Origin of the sequence: Pseudomonas sp. NFACC13-1 (assembly GCF_900104425.1) — a bacterium.
GTDB classification, from domain to species: Bacteria; Pseudomonadota; Gammaproteobacteria; order Pseudomonadales; family Pseudomonadaceae; genus Aquipseudomonas; species Aquipseudomonas fluorescens_AA.
Genome location: NZ_FMXV01000007.1, coordinates 50033 through 70690, shown reverse-complemented (window position 1 = coordinate 70690; position 20658 = coordinate 50033). Strand labels below are relative to the sequence as shown.

Annotated in this window: 17 protein-coding genes and 1 pseudogene; 14 read left to right on the top strand and 4 right to left on the bottom strand. The window is 59.7% G+C overall.

The features are described 5' to 3' along the window. Positions 1-28 precede the first annotated feature (28 nt). Positions 29-391, bottom strand: a complete 363-nt coding sequence (clpS, locus tag BLQ55_RS11680) for an ATP-dependent Clp protease adapter ClpS (protein ID WP_003180089.1) — start codon at positions 389-391, stop codon at positions 29-31. Positions 392-618: 227 nt separating this feature from the next. On the opposite strand from clpS, the gene cspD reads away from it, so the two are divergent. Continuing rightward, positions 619-894 (top strand): cold shock domain-containing protein CspD, encoded by a 276-nt coding sequence (gene cspD, locus BLQ55_RS11675; RefSeq protein ID WP_092196957.1) that lies wholly within the window; start codon positions 619-621, stop codon positions 892-894. Between the two features lie 80 nt (positions 895-974). On the opposite strand, the gene icd is transcribed toward cspD, so the two are convergent. Beyond that, positions 975-2231, bottom strand: coding sequence for an NADP-dependent isocitrate dehydrogenase (icd, locus tag BLQ55_RS11670; protein WP_060741560.1), 1257 nt, complete (start codon positions 2229-2231; stop codon positions 975-977). Between the two features lie 482 nt (positions 2232-2713). Between icd and BLQ55_RS11660 the strand changes: the two genes are divergently transcribed. From BLQ55_RS11660 to aceA, 10 genes are all read left to right on the top strand, one after another. Beyond that, positions 2714-4939 (top strand): NADP-dependent isocitrate dehydrogenase, encoded by a 2226-nt coding sequence (locus tag BLQ55_RS11660; protein WP_092253929.1) that lies wholly within the window; start codon positions 2714-2716, stop codon positions 4937-4939. A gap of 561 nt (positions 4940-5500) precedes the next feature. Further along, positions 5501-6382 carry a hypothetical protein gene (locus BLQ55_RS11655; protein ID WP_092253927.1) on the top strand — a complete coding sequence of 294 codons (882 nt, stop codon included), beginning with the start codon at positions 5501-5503 and terminating at the stop codon, positions 6380-6382. 176 nt (positions 6383-6558) lie between these two features. Continuing rightward, positions 6559-7005, top strand: coding sequence for an NUDIX hydrolase (locus BLQ55_RS11650; RefSeq protein ID WP_092196969.1), 447 nt, complete (start codon positions 6559-6561; stop codon positions 7003-7005). Between the two features lie 59 nt (positions 7006-7064). Then, on the top strand, positions 7065-8189 hold the full coding sequence (mnmA, locus tag BLQ55_RS11645) for a tRNA 2-thiouridine(34) synthase MnmA (RefSeq protein WP_092253925.1): 1125 nt from the start codon (positions 7065-7067) through the stop codon (positions 8187-8189). Beyond that, positions 8186-8809 carry a high frequency lysogenization protein HflD gene (gene hflD / locus BLQ55_RS11640; protein ID WP_060741554.1) on the top strand — a complete coding sequence of 208 codons (624 nt, stop codon included), beginning with the start codon at positions 8186-8188 and terminating at the stop codon, positions 8807-8809. Before mnmA ends, hflD begins: the two co-directional genes overlap by 4 nt. 169 nt (positions 8810-8978) lie before the next feature. Beyond that, a complete protein-coding gene (purB, locus tag BLQ55_RS11635) occupies positions 8979-10349 on the top strand; it encodes an adenylosuccinate lyase (protein ID WP_053123194.1) in 1371 nt (456 codons plus the stop codon). Positions 10350-10433: 84 nt separating this feature from the next. Continuing rightward, entirely contained in the window at positions 10434-11600 is a 1167-nt protein-coding gene (locus BLQ55_RS11630) for a ribosomal protein uL16 3-hydroxylase (RefSeq protein ID WP_092253923.1), read from the top strand. Beyond that, entirely contained in the window at positions 11593-12018 is a 426-nt protein-coding gene (locus BLQ55_RS11625; protein WP_092196978.1) for a GNAT family N-acetyltransferase, read from the top strand. Before BLQ55_RS11630 ends, BLQ55_RS11625 begins: the two co-directional genes overlap by 8 nt. A gap of 242 nt (positions 12019-12260) precedes the next feature. After that, on the top strand, positions 12261-13022 hold the full coding sequence (locus BLQ55_RS11620; RefSeq protein ID WP_092196981.1) for a secretin N-terminal domain-containing protein: 762 nt from the start codon (positions 12261-12263) through the stop codon (positions 13020-13022). Positions 13023-13478: 456 nt separating this feature from the next. Further along, positions 13479-14804: an isocitrate lyase gene (gene aceA / locus BLQ55_RS11615; protein ID WP_014337679.1), complete on the top strand. Its 1326-nt coding sequence runs from the start codon at positions 13479-13481 to the stop codon at positions 14802-14804. Between the two features lie 107 nt (positions 14805-14911). On the opposite strand, the gene BLQ55_RS32800 is transcribed toward aceA, so the two are convergent. Together BLQ55_RS32800 and BLQ55_RS32795 are read right to left on the bottom strand one after the other, a co-directional pair. Then, complete coding sequence (locus BLQ55_RS32800; protein WP_371128531.1) at positions 14912-15616, bottom strand: methyl-accepting chemotaxis protein; 705 nt, start codon at positions 15614-15616, stop codon at positions 14912-14914. Between the two features lie 198 nt (positions 15617-15814). Further along, positions 15815-16699: pseudogene (locus BLQ55_RS32795) on the bottom strand (methyl-accepting chemotaxis protein); the annotation flags it as partial. 1001 nt (positions 16700-17700) lie between these two features. Between BLQ55_RS32795 and BLQ55_RS11605 the strand changes: the two are divergent. The 3 genes from BLQ55_RS11605 to nuoC all read left to right on the top strand — a co-directional run bounded on the left by BLQ55_RS11605 (position 17701) and on the right by nuoC (position 20656). Then, a complete protein-coding gene (locus BLQ55_RS11605) occupies positions 17701-18114 on the top strand; it encodes an NADH-quinone oxidoreductase subunit A (protein ID WP_003203367.1) in 414 nt (137 codons plus the stop codon). Positions 18115-18124: 10 nt separating this feature from the next. Beyond that, positions 18125-18799, top strand: coding sequence for a NuoB/complex I 20 kDa subunit family protein (locus BLQ55_RS11600; protein WP_030141322.1), 675 nt, complete (start codon positions 18125-18127; stop codon positions 18797-18799). A 72-nt stretch (positions 18800-18871) separates the two neighbouring features. Further along, on the top strand, positions 18872-20656 hold the full coding sequence (gene nuoC, locus BLQ55_RS11595) for an NADH-quinone oxidoreductase subunit C/D (protein WP_092196987.1): 1785 nt from the start codon (positions 18872-18874) through the stop codon (positions 20654-20656). The last annotated feature ends 2 nt before the right edge of the window (positions 20657-20658 follow it).

The following is a 20658-nucleotide window of genomic DNA, read 5'->3' as shown; positions in this document are numbered from 1 at the left end:
GCTTCACCTCATACCCAAGTGGTCGGCGTTAACCGTCCTTCTCGATTTCACAGAGTAGCGGATGCTGGCTTTCCCGGGCGTACTGGTTGACCTGCATGGCCTTCGTCTCGGCGATGTCGCGGGTAAACACTCCACATACTGCCCGTCCCTCTGTATGGACGGCCAGCATGACCTTGGTCGCCAGCTCCCGATTCAGGTTAAAAAACACCTCGAGCACTTCGACGACGAAATCCATCGGTGTGTAGTCATCGTTGAACAAAACCACCTTGTACATCGGTGGCGCCTGTAATGCGGGCTTTGCTTCCTGAACAGCAATGCCTGCGGAATCGTCGTCGTGTAGATCCGGGCGATCCTGATTGAATGTTAGTCGAATCTGGCTGACTGCATGCATGGAAAGAAAGGTTCGTTTAGTTGGCGAATACAGTGATGGGGGCGCTTGTGGGCGATTTCAACCACGACCACCGGAGCCACCTTGACTATCGGGAAAACGGTGTTACAACCAATAGAGCCCATCGTGGGTTAAAAAGGTCCGTGGAATCTATCCTGTTAACAAGATTAGCCTGCGGATGGACTGGATGATACTCCAGTGATGGAGTGCGTTGCAGAGGGAAATGGGTTATGTCGGTCGTCAAGATGAAGGGTAAGGTGAAATGGTTCAATAATGCCAAGGGTTACGGTTTCATTCTTGCGGACGGCAAGGATATTGGAGACCTGTTCGCCCATTTTTCGGCGATCGAGATGGACGGCTACAAGACCCTGAAGGCTGGGCAGCCTGTGACATTCAACGTCATCCAGGGGCCCAAGGGCCTGCACGCGGTCAACATCAAGGTTGTCCTCGCCGAAGACTCGCCCGCCCCTGTCAATGCCATTGCCAGGGTCACCGAGCCCCATTGACCGGCAGTCGCCACCCCGCCTGAATGAAAATGCCCGGCTCGATCACTCGAGCCGGGCATTCGCGCTATGCGCCGATTCGCTTACATGTGCGAGATCAGGGCATCACCGAAGCCCGAGGACGATACCAGCTTGGCGCCCTCCATCAGGCGTTCGAAGTCATAGGTCACGGTCTTGGCCGAAATCGCGCCGTTGGTGCCCTTGATGATCAGGTCGGCCGCTTCGGTCCAACCCATGTGGCGCAGCATCATTTCCGCCGACAGGATCAGCGAGCCCGGGTTGACCTGGTCCTTGCCGGCATACTTGGGCGCGGTACCGTGGGTGGCTTCGAACATCGCCACGGTGTCGGACAGGTTGGCACCCGGCGCGATACCGATACCGCCCACTTCCGCCGCCAGGGCGTCGGACAGGTAGTCACCGTTCAGGTTCAGGGTGGCGATCACGTCATACTCGGCCGGACGCAACAGGATCTGCTGCAACATCGCATCGGCGATGGCGTCCTTGACGATGACGTTCTTGCCGGTCCGCGGGTTCTTGAACTGCATCCACGGCCCGCCGTCGAGCAGGGTCGCGCCGAACTCTTCGGCCGCCACTTCGTAGGCCCATTCCTTGAAGGCACCTTCGGTGAACTTCATGATGTTGCCTTTATGCACGATGGTCAGCGAATCGCGGTCGTTGTCGACCACATATTGCAGGGCCTTGCGAGCCAGGCGCTTGGTGCCCTGTTTGGAAACCGGCTTGACGCCGATGCCGCAATCCTCGTCGAAACGGATCTTGGTCACGCCCATTTCTTCTTTCAGGAACTTGATGACCTTGGTGGCTTCGGGCGAGCCGGCTTTCCACTCGATGCCCGCGTAGATGTCCTCGGAGTTCTCGCGGAAGATCGTCATGTCCACGTCGCCAGGCTTCTTGACCGGGCTTGGCACACCTTCGAACCAGCGCACCGGCCGCAGGCAGACATACAGGTCGAGCTGCTGGCGCAGCGCTACGTTCAACGAACGGATACCGCCACCGACCGGCGTGGTCAGCGGGCCCTTGATGGAAACCACGTAGTCCTTGACCGCATCCAGGGTTTCCTGGGGCAACCAGGTGTCCTGGTCGTAGACCTGGGTCGCTTTCTCACCGGCATAGACTTCCATCCAGGAAATCTTGCGCTTGCCGCCATAGGCCTTCTGAACCGCAGCGTCCACAACCTTGATCATGACCGGGCTGATATCGACGCCAATGCCGTCGCCTTCGATGAAGGGGATGATCGGGTTGTCGGGAACATTAAGAGAATGGTCTGCATTGACGGTGATTTTGTCACCGACGGCTGGAACCTGAATCTTTTGATACCCCATGCTGAACTCCATTGCTTGGATTGAACATCTGGCTGCGTTCGAGCGTACCCCAGTTGAATCGGCACGCAAACCCTACGTTAGGCCCATCGGCGGCAAAGCGTTGCACTTCGCCGCGTACAACCCTGAAAACCAAGGGAAAAGCGCCAAACATGAGCATAGTCCGCCCCAGGGGTACTGCGACGTTTAGACCAATGGACGTGTACGGAAGTCTATGAACCATCGGCAGATCGCCAGCTACCTATGTATAATGCCGCCGCTGACCACAGGGTCACGACGGCTGACGGCTCTATCACAGGACTTTCCGCCAACTTAAAAGCCGGACCGTTACCGCGGCCCAACCGCTTGACGCTCGACTGATGCACCCAACATCACCGCGAAGAAACCTCGACATTCGGTTCACGGATGACTTTGAACGAACGCGCTTACCCGGCGCCCCTCGAGTTTCTGCGCATGCTTTAGCAAAGAAGAGAGTTAATCCGAATATGCCCACCCGCTCGAAGATCATCTATACCTTCACCGACGAAGCGCCTGCCCTCGCCACCTATTCGCTGCTGCCGATCGTCGAAGCCTTTACCGCTTCGGCCGATATCGCCGTGGAAACCCGCGATATCTCCCTCGCAGGGCGCATCCTGGCCAGCTTCCCCGAGCAACTGGGTGACAAAGCCGTAGCCGACCACCTCGCCGAACTGGGCGACCTGGCCGTTACGCCTGAAGCCAACATCATCAAGCTGCCGAACATCAGCGCCTCGGTGCCGCAACTGCAGGCCGCGATCAAGGAATTGCAGGCCCAGGGCTACGCGCTGCCGGACTACCCGGAAACCGTGACCACCGACGCCGAGAAAGACGCTCGTGCCCGTTACGACAAGGTCAAGGGCAGCGCCGTGAACCCGGTCCTGCGCGAAGGCAACTCCGACCGCCGCGCACCGCTGTCGGTCAAGAACTACGCACGCAAGCACCCACACAAGATGGGCGCCTGGGCCGCGGACTCCAAGTCCCACGTAGCCCACATGAGCACCGGCGATTTCTACGGCAGCGAAAAAGCCGCCCTGATCGACGCCGCCGGCAGTGTGAAAATCGAGCTGATCGCCCAGGACGGCACTGCCACTGTCCTGAAGGAAAAAACCACCGTACAAGCCGGTGAGATCCTCGACTGCGCCGTGATGAGCAAGAACGCCCTGCGCGACTTCATCGCCGCTGAAATCGAAGACGCCAAGCAAAAAGGCGTGCTGCTGTCGGTTCACCTCAAGGCCACCATGATGAAGGTCTCCGACCCGATCATGTTCGGCCAGATCGTTGCCGAGTTCTATAAAGACGCCCTGGCCAAGCACGCACAAGTGCTGGAGCAGATCGGCTTCAACCTGAACAACGGCATCGGCGACCTGTACGCCCGCATCAAGGCCCTGCCGGCCGAGCAACAGGCGCAGATCGAAGCCGACATCCAGGCGGTCTACGCGGCGCGCCCCTCCCTGGCGATGGTCAACTCCGACAAAGGCATCACCAACCTGCACGTGCCGAGCGACGTGATCGTCGACGCCTCGATGCCGGCCATGATCCGTGACTCCGGCAAGATGTGGGGCACCGACGGCCAACTGCACGACACCAAGGCCGTGATCCCGGATCGCTGCTACGCCACCATCTACCAGGCGGTGATCGAAGACTGCAAGCAACACGGCGCCTTCGACCCTACCACCATGGGCAGCGTGCCGAACGTCGGCCTGATGGCCAAGAAAGCCGAAGAATACGGCTCCCACGACAAGACCTTCCAGATCAAGGCCGACGGCGTGGTCCGCGTTTCGGACAACACCGGTCGCACGTTGCTGGAGCAGAACGTCGAGGCTGGCGACATCTTCCGCATGTGCCAGACCAAGGACGCGCCGATCCAGGACTGGGTCAAACTGGCCGTCAACCGTGCCCGCGCCAGCAGCACCCCGGCGATCTTCTGGCTGGACCCGATGCGCGCCCACGACGGCGTCGTCATCGAGAAAGTCCAGACCTACCTGAAGGACCACGACACCAGCGGCCTGGACATTCGCATCATGTCGCCTGTCGACGCGATGAAGTTCACCCTGGGCCGCACCCGCGAAGGCAAGGACACCATCTCGGTGACCGGCAACGTGCTGCGCGACTACCTGACCGACCTGTTCCCGATCATGGAACTGGGCACCAGCGCCAAGATGCTGTCGATCGTGCCGCTGATGAACGGCGGTGGCCTGTTCGAAACCGGCGCTGGCGGCTCGGCGCCCAAGCACGTTCAGCAGTTGCTGGAAGAGAACTTCCTGCGCTGGGATTCCCTGGGCGAGTTCCTGGCCCTGGCCGCGTCCCTCGAACACCTGGGCGTGACCTACAACAACCCGAAAGCCCTGGTGCTGGCCAAGACCCTCGACCAGGCCACCGGTGAGTTCCTGGACCGCAACAAGTCGCCTTCGCGCAAGGTCGGCGGCATCGACAACCGCGGCAGCCACTTCTACCTGACCCTGTTCTGGGCCCAGGCACTGGCCGCCCAGGACGACGACGCAGCCCTCAAGGCCCAGTTCGCTTCCCTGGCCAAGACATTGACCGACAACGAAGAAAAGATCGTTGCCGAACTCAATGCCGTGCAGGGCAAGCCCGTGGACATCGGCGGTTACTACTTCGCCAACCCCGAGCTGACCAGCAAGGCCATGCGCCCGAGCAGCACCTTCAACGCGGCGATTGCTGCGCTGGTGTAAGGTTGTAAGGGAACACCACGAACCCCGGCCTTGTGCCGGGGTTTGTGTTTCCGACCCCAGCACTTCCTGCCTGTGGGAGCCAAGCTTGCTCGCGATGACGGCTGCACATTCAACATCGATGCAAGCAGCCCCACCCTATCGCGAGCAAGCTCGACTCCCACAGAAGGCACAGCCGCCCTTCACCCTCTTTTGACTCACTCATGCTGGCTACCCAGGCTCGCCTTGACAGAACAACGAGACAGCCTAGCCTTAAAAGCATCGTTCTAAGTACGCCCTCTTCACTGAAGGCGCATGAAGTAAAGCATGAGCGCCGAAAGCCCCGGCTTGATCCAAGCACACCCTTTCAGCGTTTGTGGATGCGGGATGTCTCGGCAAGAGAACGAGAGAGCGTCAGATCGGGCAGCATTCTGAACTGCCTGCAGCGGTATCGACCTCAAGTGGAGCGAAACCGGGTTGCTCGAATCGCCTGTGTAGCGATAGCAATCCTTCCTGGTTTGAGTTTTTAACGAACGACACGCTAAAAACTCATTACCTGATTCGCATCCGTTGAGGAAGCACACCATGAAAAACAATGCGCAAGTAACCCTCCCCGCCCAAAGGCACTTCTCTATTGGTAACTGGAGCTTTCTGGAGCTGACAGTTTCCCCAACCCTCTATAAAAGAGACCATGACAATGAGCCCTTCGCCTATTATGAAGTGAGCAAGATCAGCTCTACGGGTGGAAGATACTCTACCGACGTTCGTACCAATGACCATGGCCAGCGATACAGCTACGCCACTGCCTCCCATGAATTACTGTTTAAAAGCGCATCCGCCGAATACCGATTCAATGCGACCAAGTTTGGAAATCAAGTCACCTACTCAACCAACTCACCGGGCGCCTCGGTCGAAGCGTTCTATTTTATCTTCGATGATTTTCTCCGCATGATCGAACTTACAATGCGCAAGCCGGGAGAGCCCACCGAGCAAGCGAGAGATGAGGCCGACAGGGAGTCCGAGGTTCAGATCAACGGCCAGATCATTCAATGCCCTTCAGCCGACCCTGTGCATCCCGCCCCCCAAAAAAAAGTGTCGCAAATCGTTTTCGCAGACACGGATAAATTTTCTTTTTTATCCAACGTCAATCTCTATTTTTCGGGCTGCGACGTATACCTGGAAGAGTCTCCAGAGAAAATAAAAAAAATTGATCGACACGGCGAGGGCAATCCAAGTGCGGCCACCGGATACTACCTCACACCGGACAAGAACTACCCTCCCGGAATCACAACCCTGACTATAAAAGACGGGTTTTCGGAAACGACGGCTGTCGTCGAGTTCGATCACGACACACTCGACAAACAGGTCACCATGACAATTAAATCATTCACAAGCAAACTGTGCGATATCCGAGCATTCACCTACAACGAACACCACTTTCCCAATGCGATATGCCTTGCCCTTTAAGGGCGTCCAAACCTTGCATGGGCCAGCATCGCTGACAAGGGAAACATAACCATAGGCGTGGGCATTTGCTCGGGACGGCGATTGGTCATTCATTTAATATCGATTGACCCGCCGCTATCGCGAGCAAGCTCGCTCCACGGTGGCCCATATTCCCTCCGAGAAATTAAAGGAACCCCATGGACTGGCAACCCCACATCACCGTCGCCACCATCGTCGAGGACAACGGCCGTTTCCTGATGGTGGAAGAATCCAAGGGCGGACGCGCGGTGCTCAACCAGCCCGCCGGACACCTGGACCCGAACGAAACGCTGATCGAAGCCGCCGTGCGCGAAACCCTGGAAGAAACCGGCTGGGACGTCGAGCCCACCGGCGTGACCGGCATTTACCTGTACACCGCCCCCAGCAACGGTGTGACCTACCAACGTGTCTGTTTCGCCGCCAAGGCCTTGCAACACCACCCCGAGTATCAATTGGACGACGGCATCCTCGGCGCCAAATGGCTGACCCGCGACGAACTGCTCGAGCGGCGCGAGCACTGGCGCAGCGAGCTGATCATCCGTTGCATCGACGATTATCTGGCCGGCCATTGCCACAGTCTGACGCTGATCCGTCCTTCTCTTTAGCCTTGCGCGCCCGGGCCTGATAGAATCGCGTCCTTTTTCAAGACACTCATTGAATTCCTATGCGTGATCCAGCCCCTTCTGACACACCCAAGAAGCGCGTCATTGTCGGCATGTCCGGCGGCGTGGACTCTTCCGTTTCCGCCCTTCTGCTGATCGAGCAGGGTTATGAGGTGGAAGGCCTGTTCATGAAGAACTGGGAAGAAGACGACGGAACCGAATACTGCACCGCCATGGATGACCTGGCGGACGCCCAGGCCGTGTGCGACAAGATCGGCATCAAGCTGCACACCGCCAACTTCGCCGCCGAGTACTGGGATAACGTGTTCGAGCACTTCCTGGCCGAATACAAGGCCGGTCGCACGCCGAACCCGGACATCCTCTGCAACCGCGAAATCAAGTTCAAGGCGTTCCTCGACTACGCCATGATGCTGGGCGCCGACCTGATCGCAACCGGCCACTACGTGCGCCGCCGCGACATCGATGGCCGCACCGAACTGCTCAAGGGCCTGGACCCGAACAAGGACCAGAGCTACTTCCTGCATGCCGTCGGTGGCGAGCAGATCGCCAAGACCCTGTTCCCGGTAGGCGAACTGGAAAAGCCCGAAGTGCGCGCGATTGCTGAAAAACACCAGCTCGCCACCGCCAAGAAGAAGGACTCCACCGGGATCTGCTTCATTGGCGAGCGCCGTTTCAGCGACTTCCTCAAGCAATACCTGCCAGCCCAGCCGGGCGAGATCAAGACGACCGAAGGCGAAGTCATCGGCCGCCACCATGGCCTGATGTACCACACCATCGGCCAGCGCCAGGGCCTGGGCATCGGCGGGCTGAAAGACGCCGGGGAAGAGCCGTGGTACGTGCTGGTCAAGGACCTGGAGCACAACGAGTTGATCGTCGGCCAGGGCAACGACCATCCCTGGCTGTTTTCCCGCGCCCTGCTCGCCTCCGACATCTACTGGGTCAACCCGATCGACCTCAGCGAACCACGCCGCCTGACGGCCAAGGTTCGCTACCGCCAGAGCGACCAACCCTGCACCCTGGAAAAAACCGCCACGGGCTACCGCGCCACCTTCGATGACCCGCAGCGAGCGGTCACACCCGGCCAATCCGTGGTGTTCTACGACGGCGATATCTGCCTGGGCGGCGGCGTGATCGAAGTCGCAGAGCCCTGGAGCAACCAGGCATGAACCCGATCCAGGAACAACTGACGGCATTGGGTGGCGTGTTTCTCGCCGCCGTGCTGGTGGACAGGATCGCCAAGACCGGCCAGGCCACCGAGGCGGGCGTGGCCTGCATGCTCGGCAGCCTGCTGGTTCGCGACCCCAAGGACACCCTGGAAGTCTATGGCGGCGACGACCTGAACCTGCGCGAAGGCTACCGTGCGCTGATCGGCGCCCTGGAGCGCGATCCCAGCGCCCTGCAACGCGAGCCGCTGCGTTATGCCCTGTCGATGCTAGGCCTCGAGCGCCAGTTGGCCAAGCGCGACGACCTGCTGGAGACCATCGGCAAACGCTTGCCGCAGATCCAGTCCCAGGTCGAGCACTTCGGCCCGGCTCACGAAAACGTCGTCGCGGCCTGCGGTTCGCTGTATCAGGACACCTTGAGCACCTTGCGCCAGCGCATCCAGGTGCATGGCGACATGCGCAACCTGCAACAGCCAAGCAATGCCTCGAAGATCCGCGCCCTGCTGCTGGCCGGGATTCGCTCGGCACGACTTTGGCGGCAGTTGGGTGGCCATCGCTGGCAACTGGTGATCAGCCGCCGCAAATTGCTGAAAGAGCTTTACCCGTTGATGCGCAACGAATAAGTCGCCTCGACCTGCTTTTTTGTGGCGAAGGCGCTTGCTCCTTCGCCACAGGTAATAAACAGTTTTAGCTTGTTACGCGTAGCACGCCGGTCAGTTGGCGACGGACCGGCACTTGTTTTCATGTATGATACGCGCCCCATTTCGTTGCCCGACTGTCCGAGAACACCCCATGCAGCTCTCTTCGCTCACTGCGGTTTCCCCTGTTGACGGCCGCTACGCCGGCAAAACCCAGGCCCTGCGCCCGATTTTCAGCGAGTACGGCCTGATCCGTGCCCGTGTCCTGGTTGAAGTGCGCTGGCTCCAGCGCCTGGCCGCCCACCCTGCCATCGGCGAAGTGCCGGCGTTTTCCGCCGAAGCCAACGCGGTGTTGAACGCGCTGGCAGAAAACTTTGTGCTGGAGCACGCCGAGCGCGTCAAAGAGATCGAGCGCACCACCAACCACGACGTCAAGGCCATCGAATACCTGCTCAAGGAGCAGGCGGCCAAGCTGCCGGAACTGGCCAATGTCAGCGAGTTCATCCACTTTGCCTGCACCAGCGAGGACATCAACAACCTGTCCCACGCCCTGATGCTGCGCGAAGGCCGCGATGAGGTGATGCTGCCCCTGATGCGCCAGACCGCCCAAGCCATCCGCGAACTGGCGATCCGCTTCGCCGACGTGCCGATGCTCTCGCGTACCCACGGTCAACCGGCTTCGCCGACCACCCTGGGCAAGGAGCTGGCAAACGTGGTCTACCGTCTGGAGCGACAGATCGCCCAAGTGGCCGCCGTGCCGCTACTGGGCAAGATCAACGGCGCCGTGGGCAACTATAACGCCCACCTGTCGGCCTACCCGGACATCGACTGGGAAGCCAATGCCCGCGCCTTCATCGAAGACGAACTGGGCCTGAGCTTCAACCCGTACACCACCCAGATCGAACCGCACGACTACATCGCCGAACTGTTCGATGCGATCGCGCGCTTCAACACTATCCTGATCGACTTCGACCGTGACATCTGGGGCTACATCTCCCTGGGCTACTTCAAGCAGCGCACCATTGCCGGCGAAATCGGTTCTTCGACCATGCCGCACAAGGTCAACCCGATCGATTTCGAAAACTCCGAAGGCAACCTGGGCATCGCCAACGCGCTGTTCCAGCACCTGGCGAGCAAACTGCCGATCTCCCGCTGGCAGCGCGACCTGACCGACTCCACCGTGCTGCGCAACCTGGGCGTGGGCTTTGCCCATAGCGTCATTGCCTACGAAGCCAGCCTCAAGGGCATCAGCAAGCTGGAACTGAACGAGCAGAAGATCGCCGCCGACCTCGACGCTTGCTGGGAAGTTCTCGCCGAGCCGATCCAGACCGTGATGCGTCGCTACAACATCGAAAACCCGTATGAAAAGCTGAAAGAGCTGACCCGTGGCAAGGGCATCAGCCCTGAAGCGCTGCAGACTTTCATCGATGGCCTGGACATGCCTGCCGAGGCCAAGGCAGAGCTGAAGAAACTCACGCCGGCCAGCTACATCGGCAACGCGGCGGCGCAAGCCAAGCGCATCTGATCCACGGCCTTACCTTTGAGACGCCCGGCCGCGCCGGGCGTTTTTATTCGCGTCTGAAAAGTATATTTTTTCAATAGGTTACACATGAATCCTGATATTCCTCTGCAACTCCTGGGCGGCATCACGGCACGGGAATTCCTGCGCGACTACTGGCAGAAAAAACCCCTACTGATCCGTCAGGCGATTCCTGACTTCCAAAGCCCGATCGACGCCGATGAACTGGCCGGCCTGGCCCTGGAAGAAGAAGTCGAATCGCGCCTGGTGATCGAACACGGCCAGACCCCTTGGGAAATGCGTCGCGGCCCGTTCGCCGAAGACGAATTCAGCAAGTTGCCGGAGCGCGAGTGGACCCTGCTGGTTCAGGCGGTCGATCAGTTCGTACCGGAAGTCAGCGAACTGCTGGAGAACTTCCGCTTCCTGCCGAGCTGGCGCATCGACGATGTGATGATCAGCTTCGCCGCCCCCGGTGGCAGCGTGGGTCCGCATTTCGATAACTATGACGTGTTCCTGCTGCAAGGCCATGGCCAGCGCAACTGGAAAATCGGCCAAATGTGCGACTCCGAAAGCCCGCTGCTGCAGCACGCCGACCTGCGCATCCTCGCCGACTTCGAAGCCACAGACGAGTGGACCCTGGCACCGGGCGACATGCTCTACCTGCCGCCGCGCCTGGCGCACTGCGGCGTGGCCGTGGACGACTGCATGACCTACTCGGTGGGTTTCCGTGCGCCAAGCGCCGCTGAAGTGCTGACCCACTTCACCGACTTCCTGAGCCAGTTCCTGCCGGACGAAGAACGCTACACCGACGCCGACGCGCGCCCGGTGACCGACCCGCACCAGATCCAGCAAGACGCCCTCGACCGCCTCAAGGGCCTGCTGGCCGAGCACATGAGCGACGAGCGCCTGCTGCTGACCTGGTTCGGCCAGTTCATGACCGAGCCGCGCTACCCGGAACTGGTGGTGGGTCCGGAAATGGAAGATGACGAGCTGTTGGCCGGCCTGGAGCAAGGCGCAGTGATCATCCGCAACCCAAGCGCCCGCCTGGCCTGGTCGGAAGTCGACGACGACCTGTTGCTGTTCGCCAGCGGCCAGAGCCGTTACCTGCCGGGCAAGCTGCGTGAACTGCTGAAGATGATCTGCGCCGCCGACGCCCTGCACAGCGAAAACCTCGGCCCATGGTTGGCCGACGAAGACGGTCGCAGCCTGGTCTGCGAGCTGGTCAAGCAAGGCAGCCTGGGGTTCGCCGATGAATAAAATTCACGTTCGTGTCGCAGACTGGCAAAAGGATAACGCCGAGATCCGGCGCATTCGTGAGACCGTGTTCATCGCCGAGCAATCCGTCCCGCCCGAGCTGGAATGGGATGCCGACGACCAGGGTGCGGTGCATTTCCTGGCGTTTGAAGGCGATTTCCCCATCGGCACCGCGCGCCTGTTGACCGACGGCCACATCGGCCGTGTCTCGGTCCTCAAGGACTGGCGCGGCCTGAAGGTGGGCGATGCGTTGATGCACGCCGTGATCGCCGAAGCCGAGAAACGCGGGCTCGAGCAACAAATGCTCAGCGCCCAGGTGCATGCCACGCCGTTCTACGAGCGGCTGGGTTTTGCAGTGGTCAGCGAGGAGTTCCTGGAAGCCGGGATTCCCCATGTGGACATGGTGCGGCGCTCGGCCTGAAACCGCAGCGCGGCCATCGCGAGCAAGCTCGCTCCCACAGGAGGCCGGCGGTGAACCTATGATTCATATACGCCTGCCTCCCATGTGGGAGCGAGCTTGCTCGCGATGAGGCCCTCAAGCCTTACCAAAAAACGCCCCGCCATCCCCCGATGCCGGGGCGTTTTGCCGTCTACCATTCAACTTGCCCCACCCCGGGCCGACAAACTGGCAATATCAAGCCTTTGTCTCGCGGAGAAATGGACATGCCTCTACGCACCCTCCTGGTCACCCTGCTGCTCGGTTGCAGCCTGTCGGTCATGGCCGACACGCAAATCGTGCCGCTGAACTACCGCACCAGCGCCGACCTGTTGCCGGTGGCGCAGAATTTCATCGGCAAGGACGGCCAGGTCAGCGCCTACGGCAACCAACTGATCGTCAACGCCGAGCCCGGCAAAATCGAAGAACTCCGGCAATTCCTGGCCCAATTGGACACCGCGCCCAAGCGCCTGCTGATCACGGTCGATACCAACGAAAACAACCTCCAGGGCGACCAGGGTTACTCGATCAACGGTGCCGCCCCCAGCCAGACCCGCATCATCAACCGCAGCACCGCCAGCCGCGACGGCGGCGTACAGCAGGTGCAGGCCAGTGAAGGCCAGCCGGCGCTGATCCAGGTAGGCCAGAGCGTGCCGTTCACCAGCAGCCAGACCGACAACTATGGCCGGATGCAAAGCCAGACCGAATACCGCAACGTCACCCAGGGTTTCTATGTGACTGCGAGCGTCACCGGCGACACCGTCCACCTGAACATCAGTACCAACCGTGACCGCATGAGCCAGGAGCGTCCCGATGTAGTGAACGTTCAGAGTACCGACACAACTGTCAGCGGACGCCTCGGCGAATGGATCACCCTGGCCGGCGTGAATCGCCAGACTCAGGCCGACAAACAGGGCCTGACCCGCAGCTACTCGACCCAGGGCCGCGACGACATGATTTTGCGGGTCAAGGTCGACACCCTGAACTGAAGCACCAAAAACTGACTGATGAGTCGTATTAGACCAAAGATGTAGTGCTATAAAAAAAGCACTACAAAACGTTTGACGAGCCAAAAAACCGAAGGCATGATGGCCTCGCTCCCGCTAATCAGGGGCCCTGGCAAGGGCCTTCGGGTCGACGCTTGCAACTACCCTGCGAGCCGATTCGTGTCTGTACCGCCCATAAGGTGTGTTTGACGAGGTTGCGACTGGAACGAAGTTGTCCCGAGGGACGGAAGCGTAACTAGGTAACCCGGCATCACTCTGAGTTCGTATTGAAGGCCCACGACGCCCGAATGCGCCCGCAGTTCGCCCCTACCTGCTCACTTTCCCCTCGAGCCCATCGTTCATCCCGTCGCCGCCTCGCCTGAACCGACTTGTACGCCAACCCCCGGTCGGCAGGAGCAGGAATTTTCCACCAAGACCTATGCGACGAGGTTTATCTCCATGGCACTGACACGCGAACAGCAAATTGCAGCCCTTGAAAAAGACTGGGCTGAAAACCCGCGCTGGAAAGGCGTGAAGCGCAATTATTCCGCTGCTGACGTCGTCCGTCTGCGTGGCTCGGTTCAACCTGAGCACACCTTTGCGAAAATGGGCGCCGAGAAGCTGTGGAACCTGGTCACCCAGGGCGCCAAGCCAGCCTTCCGTCCCGAGAAAGATTTCGTCAACTGCATGGGCGCCCTGACCGGCGGCCAGGCTGTGCAGCAAGTCAAGGCGGGCATCCAGGCAATCTACCTGTCGGGCTGGCAAGTGGCTGCGGACAACAACTCCGCCGAGTCGATGTACCCCGACCAGTCGCTGTACCCGGTGGATTCGGTTCCAACCGTGGTCAAGCGCATCAACAACTCGTTCCGTCGCGCCGACCAGATCCAGTGGAAAGCCGGCAAGAACCCGGGCGACGAAGGCTACATCGACTACTTCGCACCGATCGTGGCTGACGCCGAAGCTGGTTTCGGCGGCGTTCTGAACGCCTACGAGCTGATGAAGAGCATGATCGAAGCAGGCGCCGCCGGCGTTCACTTCGAAGACCAACTGGCCTCGGTGAAGAAATGCGGCCACATGGGCGGCAAGGTTCTGGTTCCAACCCAGGAAGCCGTGCAGAAGCTGACGGCTGCTCGCCTGGCCGCCGACGTTGCCGGTGTACCGACCATCATCCTGGCCCGTACCGACGCCAACGCCGCTGACCTGCTGACCTCCGACTGCGACCCGTACGACCAGCCGTTCGTGACCGGTACCCGCACCCAGGAAGGCTTCTACAAGGTGCGCGCCGGTCTCGACCAGGCCATCGCCCGTGGCCTGGCCTACGCGCCGTACGCCGACCTGATCTGGTGCGAAACCGCCAAGCCGGACCTGGACGAAGCCCGTCGCTTCGCCGAAGCGATCAAGAAGGAATACCCGGACCAACTGCTGTCGTACAACTGCTCGCCTTCCTTCAACTGGAAGAAAAACCTGGACGACGCGACCATCGCCAAGTTCCAGCGCGAACTGTCCGCCATGGGCTACAAGCACCAGTTCATCACCCTGGCCGGTATCCACAACATGTGGCACAGCATGTTCAACCTGGCGCACGACTACGCCCGCAACGACATGACCGCCTACGTGAAACTGCAAGAGCAGGAGTTCGCCGATGCCGCCAAGGGCTATACCTTCGTGGCTCACCAGCAGGAAGTGGGCACCGGTTACTTCGACGACATGACCACCGTGATCCAGGGCGGCACTTCGTCGGTGACCGCACTGACCGGCTCCACCGAAGAAGAACAGTTCCACTGATTCACACGCTTGCCTCGAGTAAGCGGCCCTTGCGGACCGGATAAAAACTAACCGCAAAGCCGACGATCTGAAGCCCCGACTGGTTCGGGGCTTTTTTTTGCCGGTTTTTACACTTTGAAGTGACTGACCAACTGCTGCAACTGGTTACCCAGGCGCGCCAGCTCGATGCTGGAGGCTGCGGTTTCTTCGCTGGCCGAAGCGGTCTGTTCGGATACATCGCGTACGCTCAGGATACTGCGGCTGATGTCCTCGGCCACCGAGCTTTGTTGCACCGCGGCAGCGGCAATCTGCTGATTCATGGCCTGGATGCCGGAAACCGCCTGGGTGATGTTGCCCAGGGAGATGCCAGCCTTGCCGGCCAGTTCCACGCTGCTGTCGGTCAGTTCGCGGCTGTTTCGCATGATACTCGACACCTGGCGCGTGCCGTTCTGCAGGCCCGCCACCAGGCTTTCAATCTCTTCGGTGGAATGCTGGGTACGCTGAGCCAGCCCACGCACTTCGTCGGCGACCACGGCAAAACCGCGTCCGGCGTCACCCGCGCGGGCGGCCTCGATGGCGGCGTTAAGGGCCAACAAGTTGGTCTGCTCGGCCACCGCCTTGATCACGTCCATGATCTTGCCGATACGCGCGCTTTCATGTTCCAACTCATCCATGGCGTCGACGGAGCGCCCGACTTCGCCGGCCAAACGCTCGATCTGAACGATGGCCTGCGCGACCACCTGGTCGCCGATACGGGCCTGTGCATCGGCCTCCGATGCGGCAGTGCAAGCCTGTTCGGCATTACGCGCGACTTCATGCACGGTGGCCGACATTTCGTGCATGGCGGTGGCCACCTGGTCGGTCTCGGTCTTCTGACTGTTGACCCCGGCACTGGTCTGCTCGGTGACGGCCGATAACTCTTCGGCGGCGCTGGCGATTTGGGTGACGCCATCGCGGATGCCACCGATCAGGTCGCGCAACGTGGTGCCCATGCGCTGGATGCCTTGCTGCAGGACACCCAGTTCATCACCACGGGTCACGACCATGTCTTGCGTAAGGTCCCCTGCTGCGATGCGATCGACCACCGCCAATGTGTCCTGCAACGGCCGCGTAATCTGGCGGGTGATGATCATGGCCGCAAGAATTCCCAACAGCATCGCCAAGGCCGTACAGCTCAGTTGCAGGATGCGGGCCTGGGCGCTGTCTTCGTCGCGGGAGACCAGTTGGCTGGCATACATTTCGTCAGACAGGCGGGTGATGGTGTCACCCAAATCGATGGTGTCCTGCACGGCCTTGCCAATGGCCTGGTTACTGGCGGTGAAGTCCTGCACCGAACGACGGTAAGCAATCAGTGCGGTTTCCAGCTGCTTGATGGTGTCGGCATAGGTCGGGCCGAAAGCGCTGTTGAGGGTTTCGATGCCCTTGAGGGTATTTTCGAGCTGGCGGGTGGCGGCTTGTTCGGTGGTGCTGTTGGGGTTGCCGGTGTAGCCACGCACTTCATAACGCACCAGCGCCAAGTCCTCCTTGGCCTTGAGGATGATCCTGTACAACTCGAAACGGCGCTCATCCGAGGCAGGCATTGCTTCTACGTCATTGATGACCTTGGCAATCAGCGCGGCGCCCTTGACCGCATTGACGCCCATCTCCTTGCGCATGGCTGCGTCATTGCGATACGCCTCGCGCATCGTATTCAGTGCCACTTGATACTGCTTGCTGGCCTGCTCGATCAACGCAAGTTTTTTCAGGTTTTCAGGTTTTTTCAACTCGTTCGCAAGGCTTTTCTGCTTGGCGACAAACTGCTCCAGCGACGCCTGGATCAATGCCCCCTTTTGTTCATCGCCCTTGTCCAGCTGGTATTGCAAACGAGCCCTGCGCAGGTGATCAAGACGGTCGCCGAGTTCGGTAATGCTGGTCATTCGATCAGTGCGCTCGACCATTTTTCCCAGGCTGAACCAGCCGGTGGCGGCAAGGATAGCGGTCAGAAGCAGCACAACGGCGAAACCCAAAGCCAACTTGAGCATGACGCTCATATTCGCGAACCAAGAATTCATGACATTCCTTTGGTAATCAGCCGCGAACGATGGGAACTGACGCAGCTATCTATGAAGGGGAGCGATTGTCTAATCAATATTGATATAGATGATTAGATGAGCGAGCGGCAAAGATAGCTATTTGCCATCAATCCTTCAAGGCTCTAGGCCAAGCCTCTTGCCGATTTTTTTGCTGGCAAAGGGGTTTCGCTTGAACGCGCTGATCACCGGCCACAGGTTTTGCGCTGGCTCAACTGATCGACATCGATCCGACGACCGCGGCTTTTTTCACCCGTTTTCTTTGAAGCAACCTACGCTATTAGAGCAAGCCTGCATCTGTGGGAGTCGGGCTTGGCCGCAATGCACGATAAGGCAGTCTGCCTCGGGACCGCGTTGCCGGCATCGCGAGCAAGCCTGGCTCCCACGGGAGCAGTCCCCATGCAGATCCCCCCCTCACCGAGCCCTTCCCTTCGGCGCACCGATAGAAAAATTGATCGAACGCAGCATTGGGCAGTCCGAAAAGGAGTAAAACGTCCGAGGCTGACAATTGCAGTAGCGACGATGTAAGACAGCCGTTCAGACACGACACTAAGTGCACTGTAGAAAAGGCCGGCACAGATAATAATAATTATCATTTGGAAGTCGTTATCATTGTTACATTCCGCACGAAATATTATTGATCAATAGCCGGCCAACGCCCACGGGGCCGGGGCCGCAGGGTCCTGGAGGCAAGCTATGTCCTTATTCCAATAAATAATTTCGCTATAGGAATTTTACTTGCCCGGTGTTTAGCCATAAAATCACCGCGATTGATTGCTGCGACATATCGTCACTGCGTTATTTCATTCAAGCTCAGAGACCTTTGCTCTCTGTTAAGGATTTCCAGCATGTCCGAAGCGACAGGACTCATGGCCCACAATTGGGGCTTTGCCATTTTCCTTCTGGGCGTTGTTGGCCTGTGTGCTTTCATGCTCGGTGTGTCGAGCCTGCTTGGGTCAAAAGCCTGGGGCCGCAGCAAAAATGAACCGTTCGAGTCCGGCATGCTGCCTACCGGTGGCGCCCGCTTGCGGCTCTCAGCCAAATTCTATCTGGTCGCGATGCTGTTCGTGATCTTCGATATCGAAGCCCTCTTTCTCTTTGCATGGTCTGTGTCCGTCCGCGAAAGCGGCTGGACCGGATTCGTCGAAGCGCTCGTTTTCATAGCAATTCTGTTGGCAGGTCTTGTCTACCTTTACCGGGTGGGGGCACTTGATTGGGCTCCGGAAGCTCGGCGCAAGCGGCAAGCGAAGCTGAAACAATGAGGCTTTGGCAATGCAATACAATCTCACCAGGATCGACCCCGATGCTCCTAACGAGCAGTATCCGATTGGCAAGCGGGAAACCGTCGCCGATCCGTTAGAAGATCAAGTCCACAAGAACATCTTCATGGGCAAGCTCGAAGACGTGCTGAACAGCACGGTCAACTGGGGTCGCAAGAACTCCCTGTGGCCGTACAACTTCGGCCTTTCGTGCTGCTACGTGGAAATGACCACCGCCTTCACGGCGCCCCACGACATCGCGCGCTTTGGTGCCGAGGTGATCCGGGCATCGCCACGCCAGGCGGATTTCATGGTTATCGCCGGTACCTGCTTCATCAAGATGGCGCCGATCATCCAGCGTCTCTACGAGCAAATGCTCGAGCCCAAGTGGGTCATCTCCATGGGTTCGTGCGCCAACTCCGGTGGCATGTACGACATCTACTCTGTCGTTCAAGGGGTGGACAAGTTCCTGCCCGTGGACGTCTACGTGCCCGGCTGCCCGCCTCGCCCTGAAGCTTTCCTGCAAGGCTTGATGCTGTTGCAGGAGTCGATTGGCCAGGAGCGTCGCCCACTGTCCTGGGTCGTTGGCGATCAAGGCGTCTATCGCGCCGAGATGCCGTCGCAAAAGGAACAGCGCCGCGAACAGCGTATCGCAGTCACCAACCTGCGCAGCCCCGACGAAGTCTGATCCAGCTCTGCTCTGTACAAGAAACGAGAACCTGGCTTCATTCTTTACGTTGACCGAAAGCGATAAATAACCATGACTACAGGCAGTGCTCTGTACATCCCGCCTTACAAGGCAGACGACCAGGATGTGGTCGTCGAACTGAACAACCGTTTTGGCCCCGAGGCGTTCACCGCCCAGCCGACCCGTACCGGCATGCCGGTGCTTTGGGTCGCCCGTGCCAAACTCGTCGAAGTCCTGACTTTCCTGCGCAACCTGCCCAAGCCGTACGTCATGCTCTATGACCTGCACGGCGTGGACGAGCGCCTGCGCACCAAGCGTCAAGGGCTGCCCGACGGCGTCGATTTCACCGTGTTCTATCACTTGATGTCGATCGAGCGTAATAGTGACGTAATGATCAAGGTCGCCTTGTCCGAGAGCGACCTCAGCGTGCCGACCGTGACCGGCATCTGGCCGAACGCCAACTGGTACGAGCGTGAAGTGTGGGACATGTTCGGGATCGATTTCCCCGGCCACCCGCACCTGTCGCGCATCATGATGCCACCGACCTGGGAAGGTCACCCGCTGCGCAAGGACTTCCCGGCCCGTGCCACCGAGTTCGACCCGTTCAGCCTGTCCCTGGCCAAGCAACAGCTCGAGGAAGAAGCCGCGCGCTTCAAGCCTGAAGACTGGGGCATGAAGCGTTCGGGCGCCAACGAGGACTACATGTTCCTCAACCTGGGCCCGAACCACCCTTCGGCCCACGGTGCGTTCCGCATCATCCTGCAACTGGACGGCGAAGAGATCGTCGACTGCGTGCCGGACATCGGCTACCACCACCGTGGCGCCGAGAAAATGGCCGAGCGCCAGTCCTGGCACAGCTTCATCCCGTACACCGACCGTATCGACTACCTCGGCGGCGTGATGAACAACCTGCCGTACGTACTGTCGGTGGAGAAACTGGCCGGGATCAAGGTCCCGGAGAAGGTCGACGTCATCCGCATCATGATGGCCGAGTTCTTCCGCATCACCAGCCACCTGCTGTTCCTGGGTACCTATATCCAGGACGTGGGGGCGATGACGCCGGTGTTCTTCACCTTCACCGACCGCCAGAAGGCCTACACGGTGATCGAAGCCATCACCGGTTTCCGCCTGCACCCGGCCTGGTACCGCATCGGTGGCGTGGCCCACGACCTGCCGCGCGGCTGGGAAAAGCTGGTCAAGGACTTCGTCGAGTGGATGCCCAAGCGCCTGGACGAATACACCAAGGCCGCCCTGCAGAACAGCATCCTCAAGGGTCGTACCATCGGGGTCGCCGCCTACAACACCAAGGAGGCCCTGGAATGGGGCGTCACCGGTGCCGGCCTGCGTTCCACCGGTTGCGACTTCGACCTGCGCAAGGCGCGCCCCTACTCCGGCTACGAAAACTTCGAGTTCGAAGTCCCGCTGGCGGCCAACGGTGACGCCTATGACCGCTGCATGGTGCGCGTCGAGGAAATGCGCCAGAGCATCAAGATCATCGACCAATGCCTGCGCAACATGCCGGAAGGCCCGTACAAGGCGGATCACCCGCTGACCACGCCGCCGCCCAAAGAGCGCACGCTGCAGCACATCGAGACCCTGATCACGCACTTCCTGCAGGTTTCGTGGGGCCCGGTCATGCCGGCCAACGAATCCTTCCAGATGATCGAAGCGACCAAGGGCATCAACAGTTATTACCTGACGAGCGATGGCGGCACCATGAGCTACCGCACCCGGATTCGCACCCCAAGCTACCCGCACCTGCAGCAGATCCCTTCGGTGATCAAGGGCAGCATGGTCGCGGACTTGATCGCGTACCTGGGTAGTATCGATTTCGTTATGGCCGACGTGGACCGCTAAGC

Coding starts and splice junctions, on each gene's coding strand:
- clpS (WP_003180089.1), bottom strand. CDS start 391: ATGCATGCAGTCAGCCAGATTCGACTAACATTCAATCAGGATCGCCCG.
- cspD (WP_092196957.1), top strand. CDS start 619: ATGTCGGTCGTCAAGATGAAGGGTAAGGTGAAATGGTTCAATAATGCC.
- icd (WP_060741560.1), bottom strand. CDS start 2,231: ATGGGGTATCAAAAGATTCAGGTTCCAGCCGTCGGTGACAAAATCACC.
- BLQ55_RS11660 (WP_092253929.1), top strand. CDS start 2,714: ATGCCCACCCGCTCGAAGATCATCTATACCTTCACCGACGAAGCGCCT.
- BLQ55_RS11655 (WP_092253927.1), top strand. CDS start 5,501: ATGAAAAACAATGCGCAAGTAACCCTCCCCGCCCAAAGGCACTTCTCT.
- BLQ55_RS11650 (WP_092196969.1), top strand. CDS start 6,559: ATGGACTGGCAACCCCACATCACCGTCGCCACCATCGTCGAGGACAAC.
- mnmA (WP_092253925.1), top strand. CDS start 7,065: ATGCGTGATCCAGCCCCTTCTGACACACCCAAGAAGCGCGTCATTGTC.
- hflD (WP_060741554.1), top strand. CDS start 8,186: ATGAACCCGATCCAGGAACAACTGACGGCATTGGGTGGCGTGTTTCTC.
- purB (WP_053123194.1), top strand. CDS start 8,979: ATGCAGCTCTCTTCGCTCACTGCGGTTTCCCCTGTTGACGGCCGCTAC.
- BLQ55_RS11630 (WP_092253923.1), top strand. CDS start 10,434: ATGAATCCTGATATTCCTCTGCAACTCCTGGGCGGCATCACGGCACGG.
- BLQ55_RS11625 (WP_092196978.1), top strand. CDS start 11,593: ATGAATAAAATTCACGTTCGTGTCGCAGACTGGCAAAAGGATAACGCC.
- BLQ55_RS11620 (WP_092196981.1), top strand. CDS start 12,261: ATGCCTCTACGCACCCTCCTGGTCACCCTGCTGCTCGGTTGCAGCCTG.
- aceA (WP_014337679.1), top strand. CDS start 13,479: ATGGCACTGACACGCGAACAGCAAATTGCAGCCCTTGAAAAAGACTGG.
- BLQ55_RS32800 (WP_371128531.1), bottom strand. CDS start 15,616: ATGTCGGCCACCGTGCATGAAGTCGCGCGTAATGCCGAACAGGCTTGC.
- BLQ55_RS11605 (WP_003203367.1), top strand. CDS start 17,701: ATGTCCGAAGCGACAGGACTCATGGCCCACAATTGGGGCTTTGCCATT.
- BLQ55_RS11600 (WP_030141322.1), top strand. CDS start 18,125: ATGCAATACAATCTCACCAGGATCGACCCCGATGCTCCTAACGAGCAG.
- nuoC (WP_092196987.1), top strand. CDS start 18,872: ATGACTACAGGCAGTGCTCTGTACATCCCGCCTTACAAGGCAGACGAC.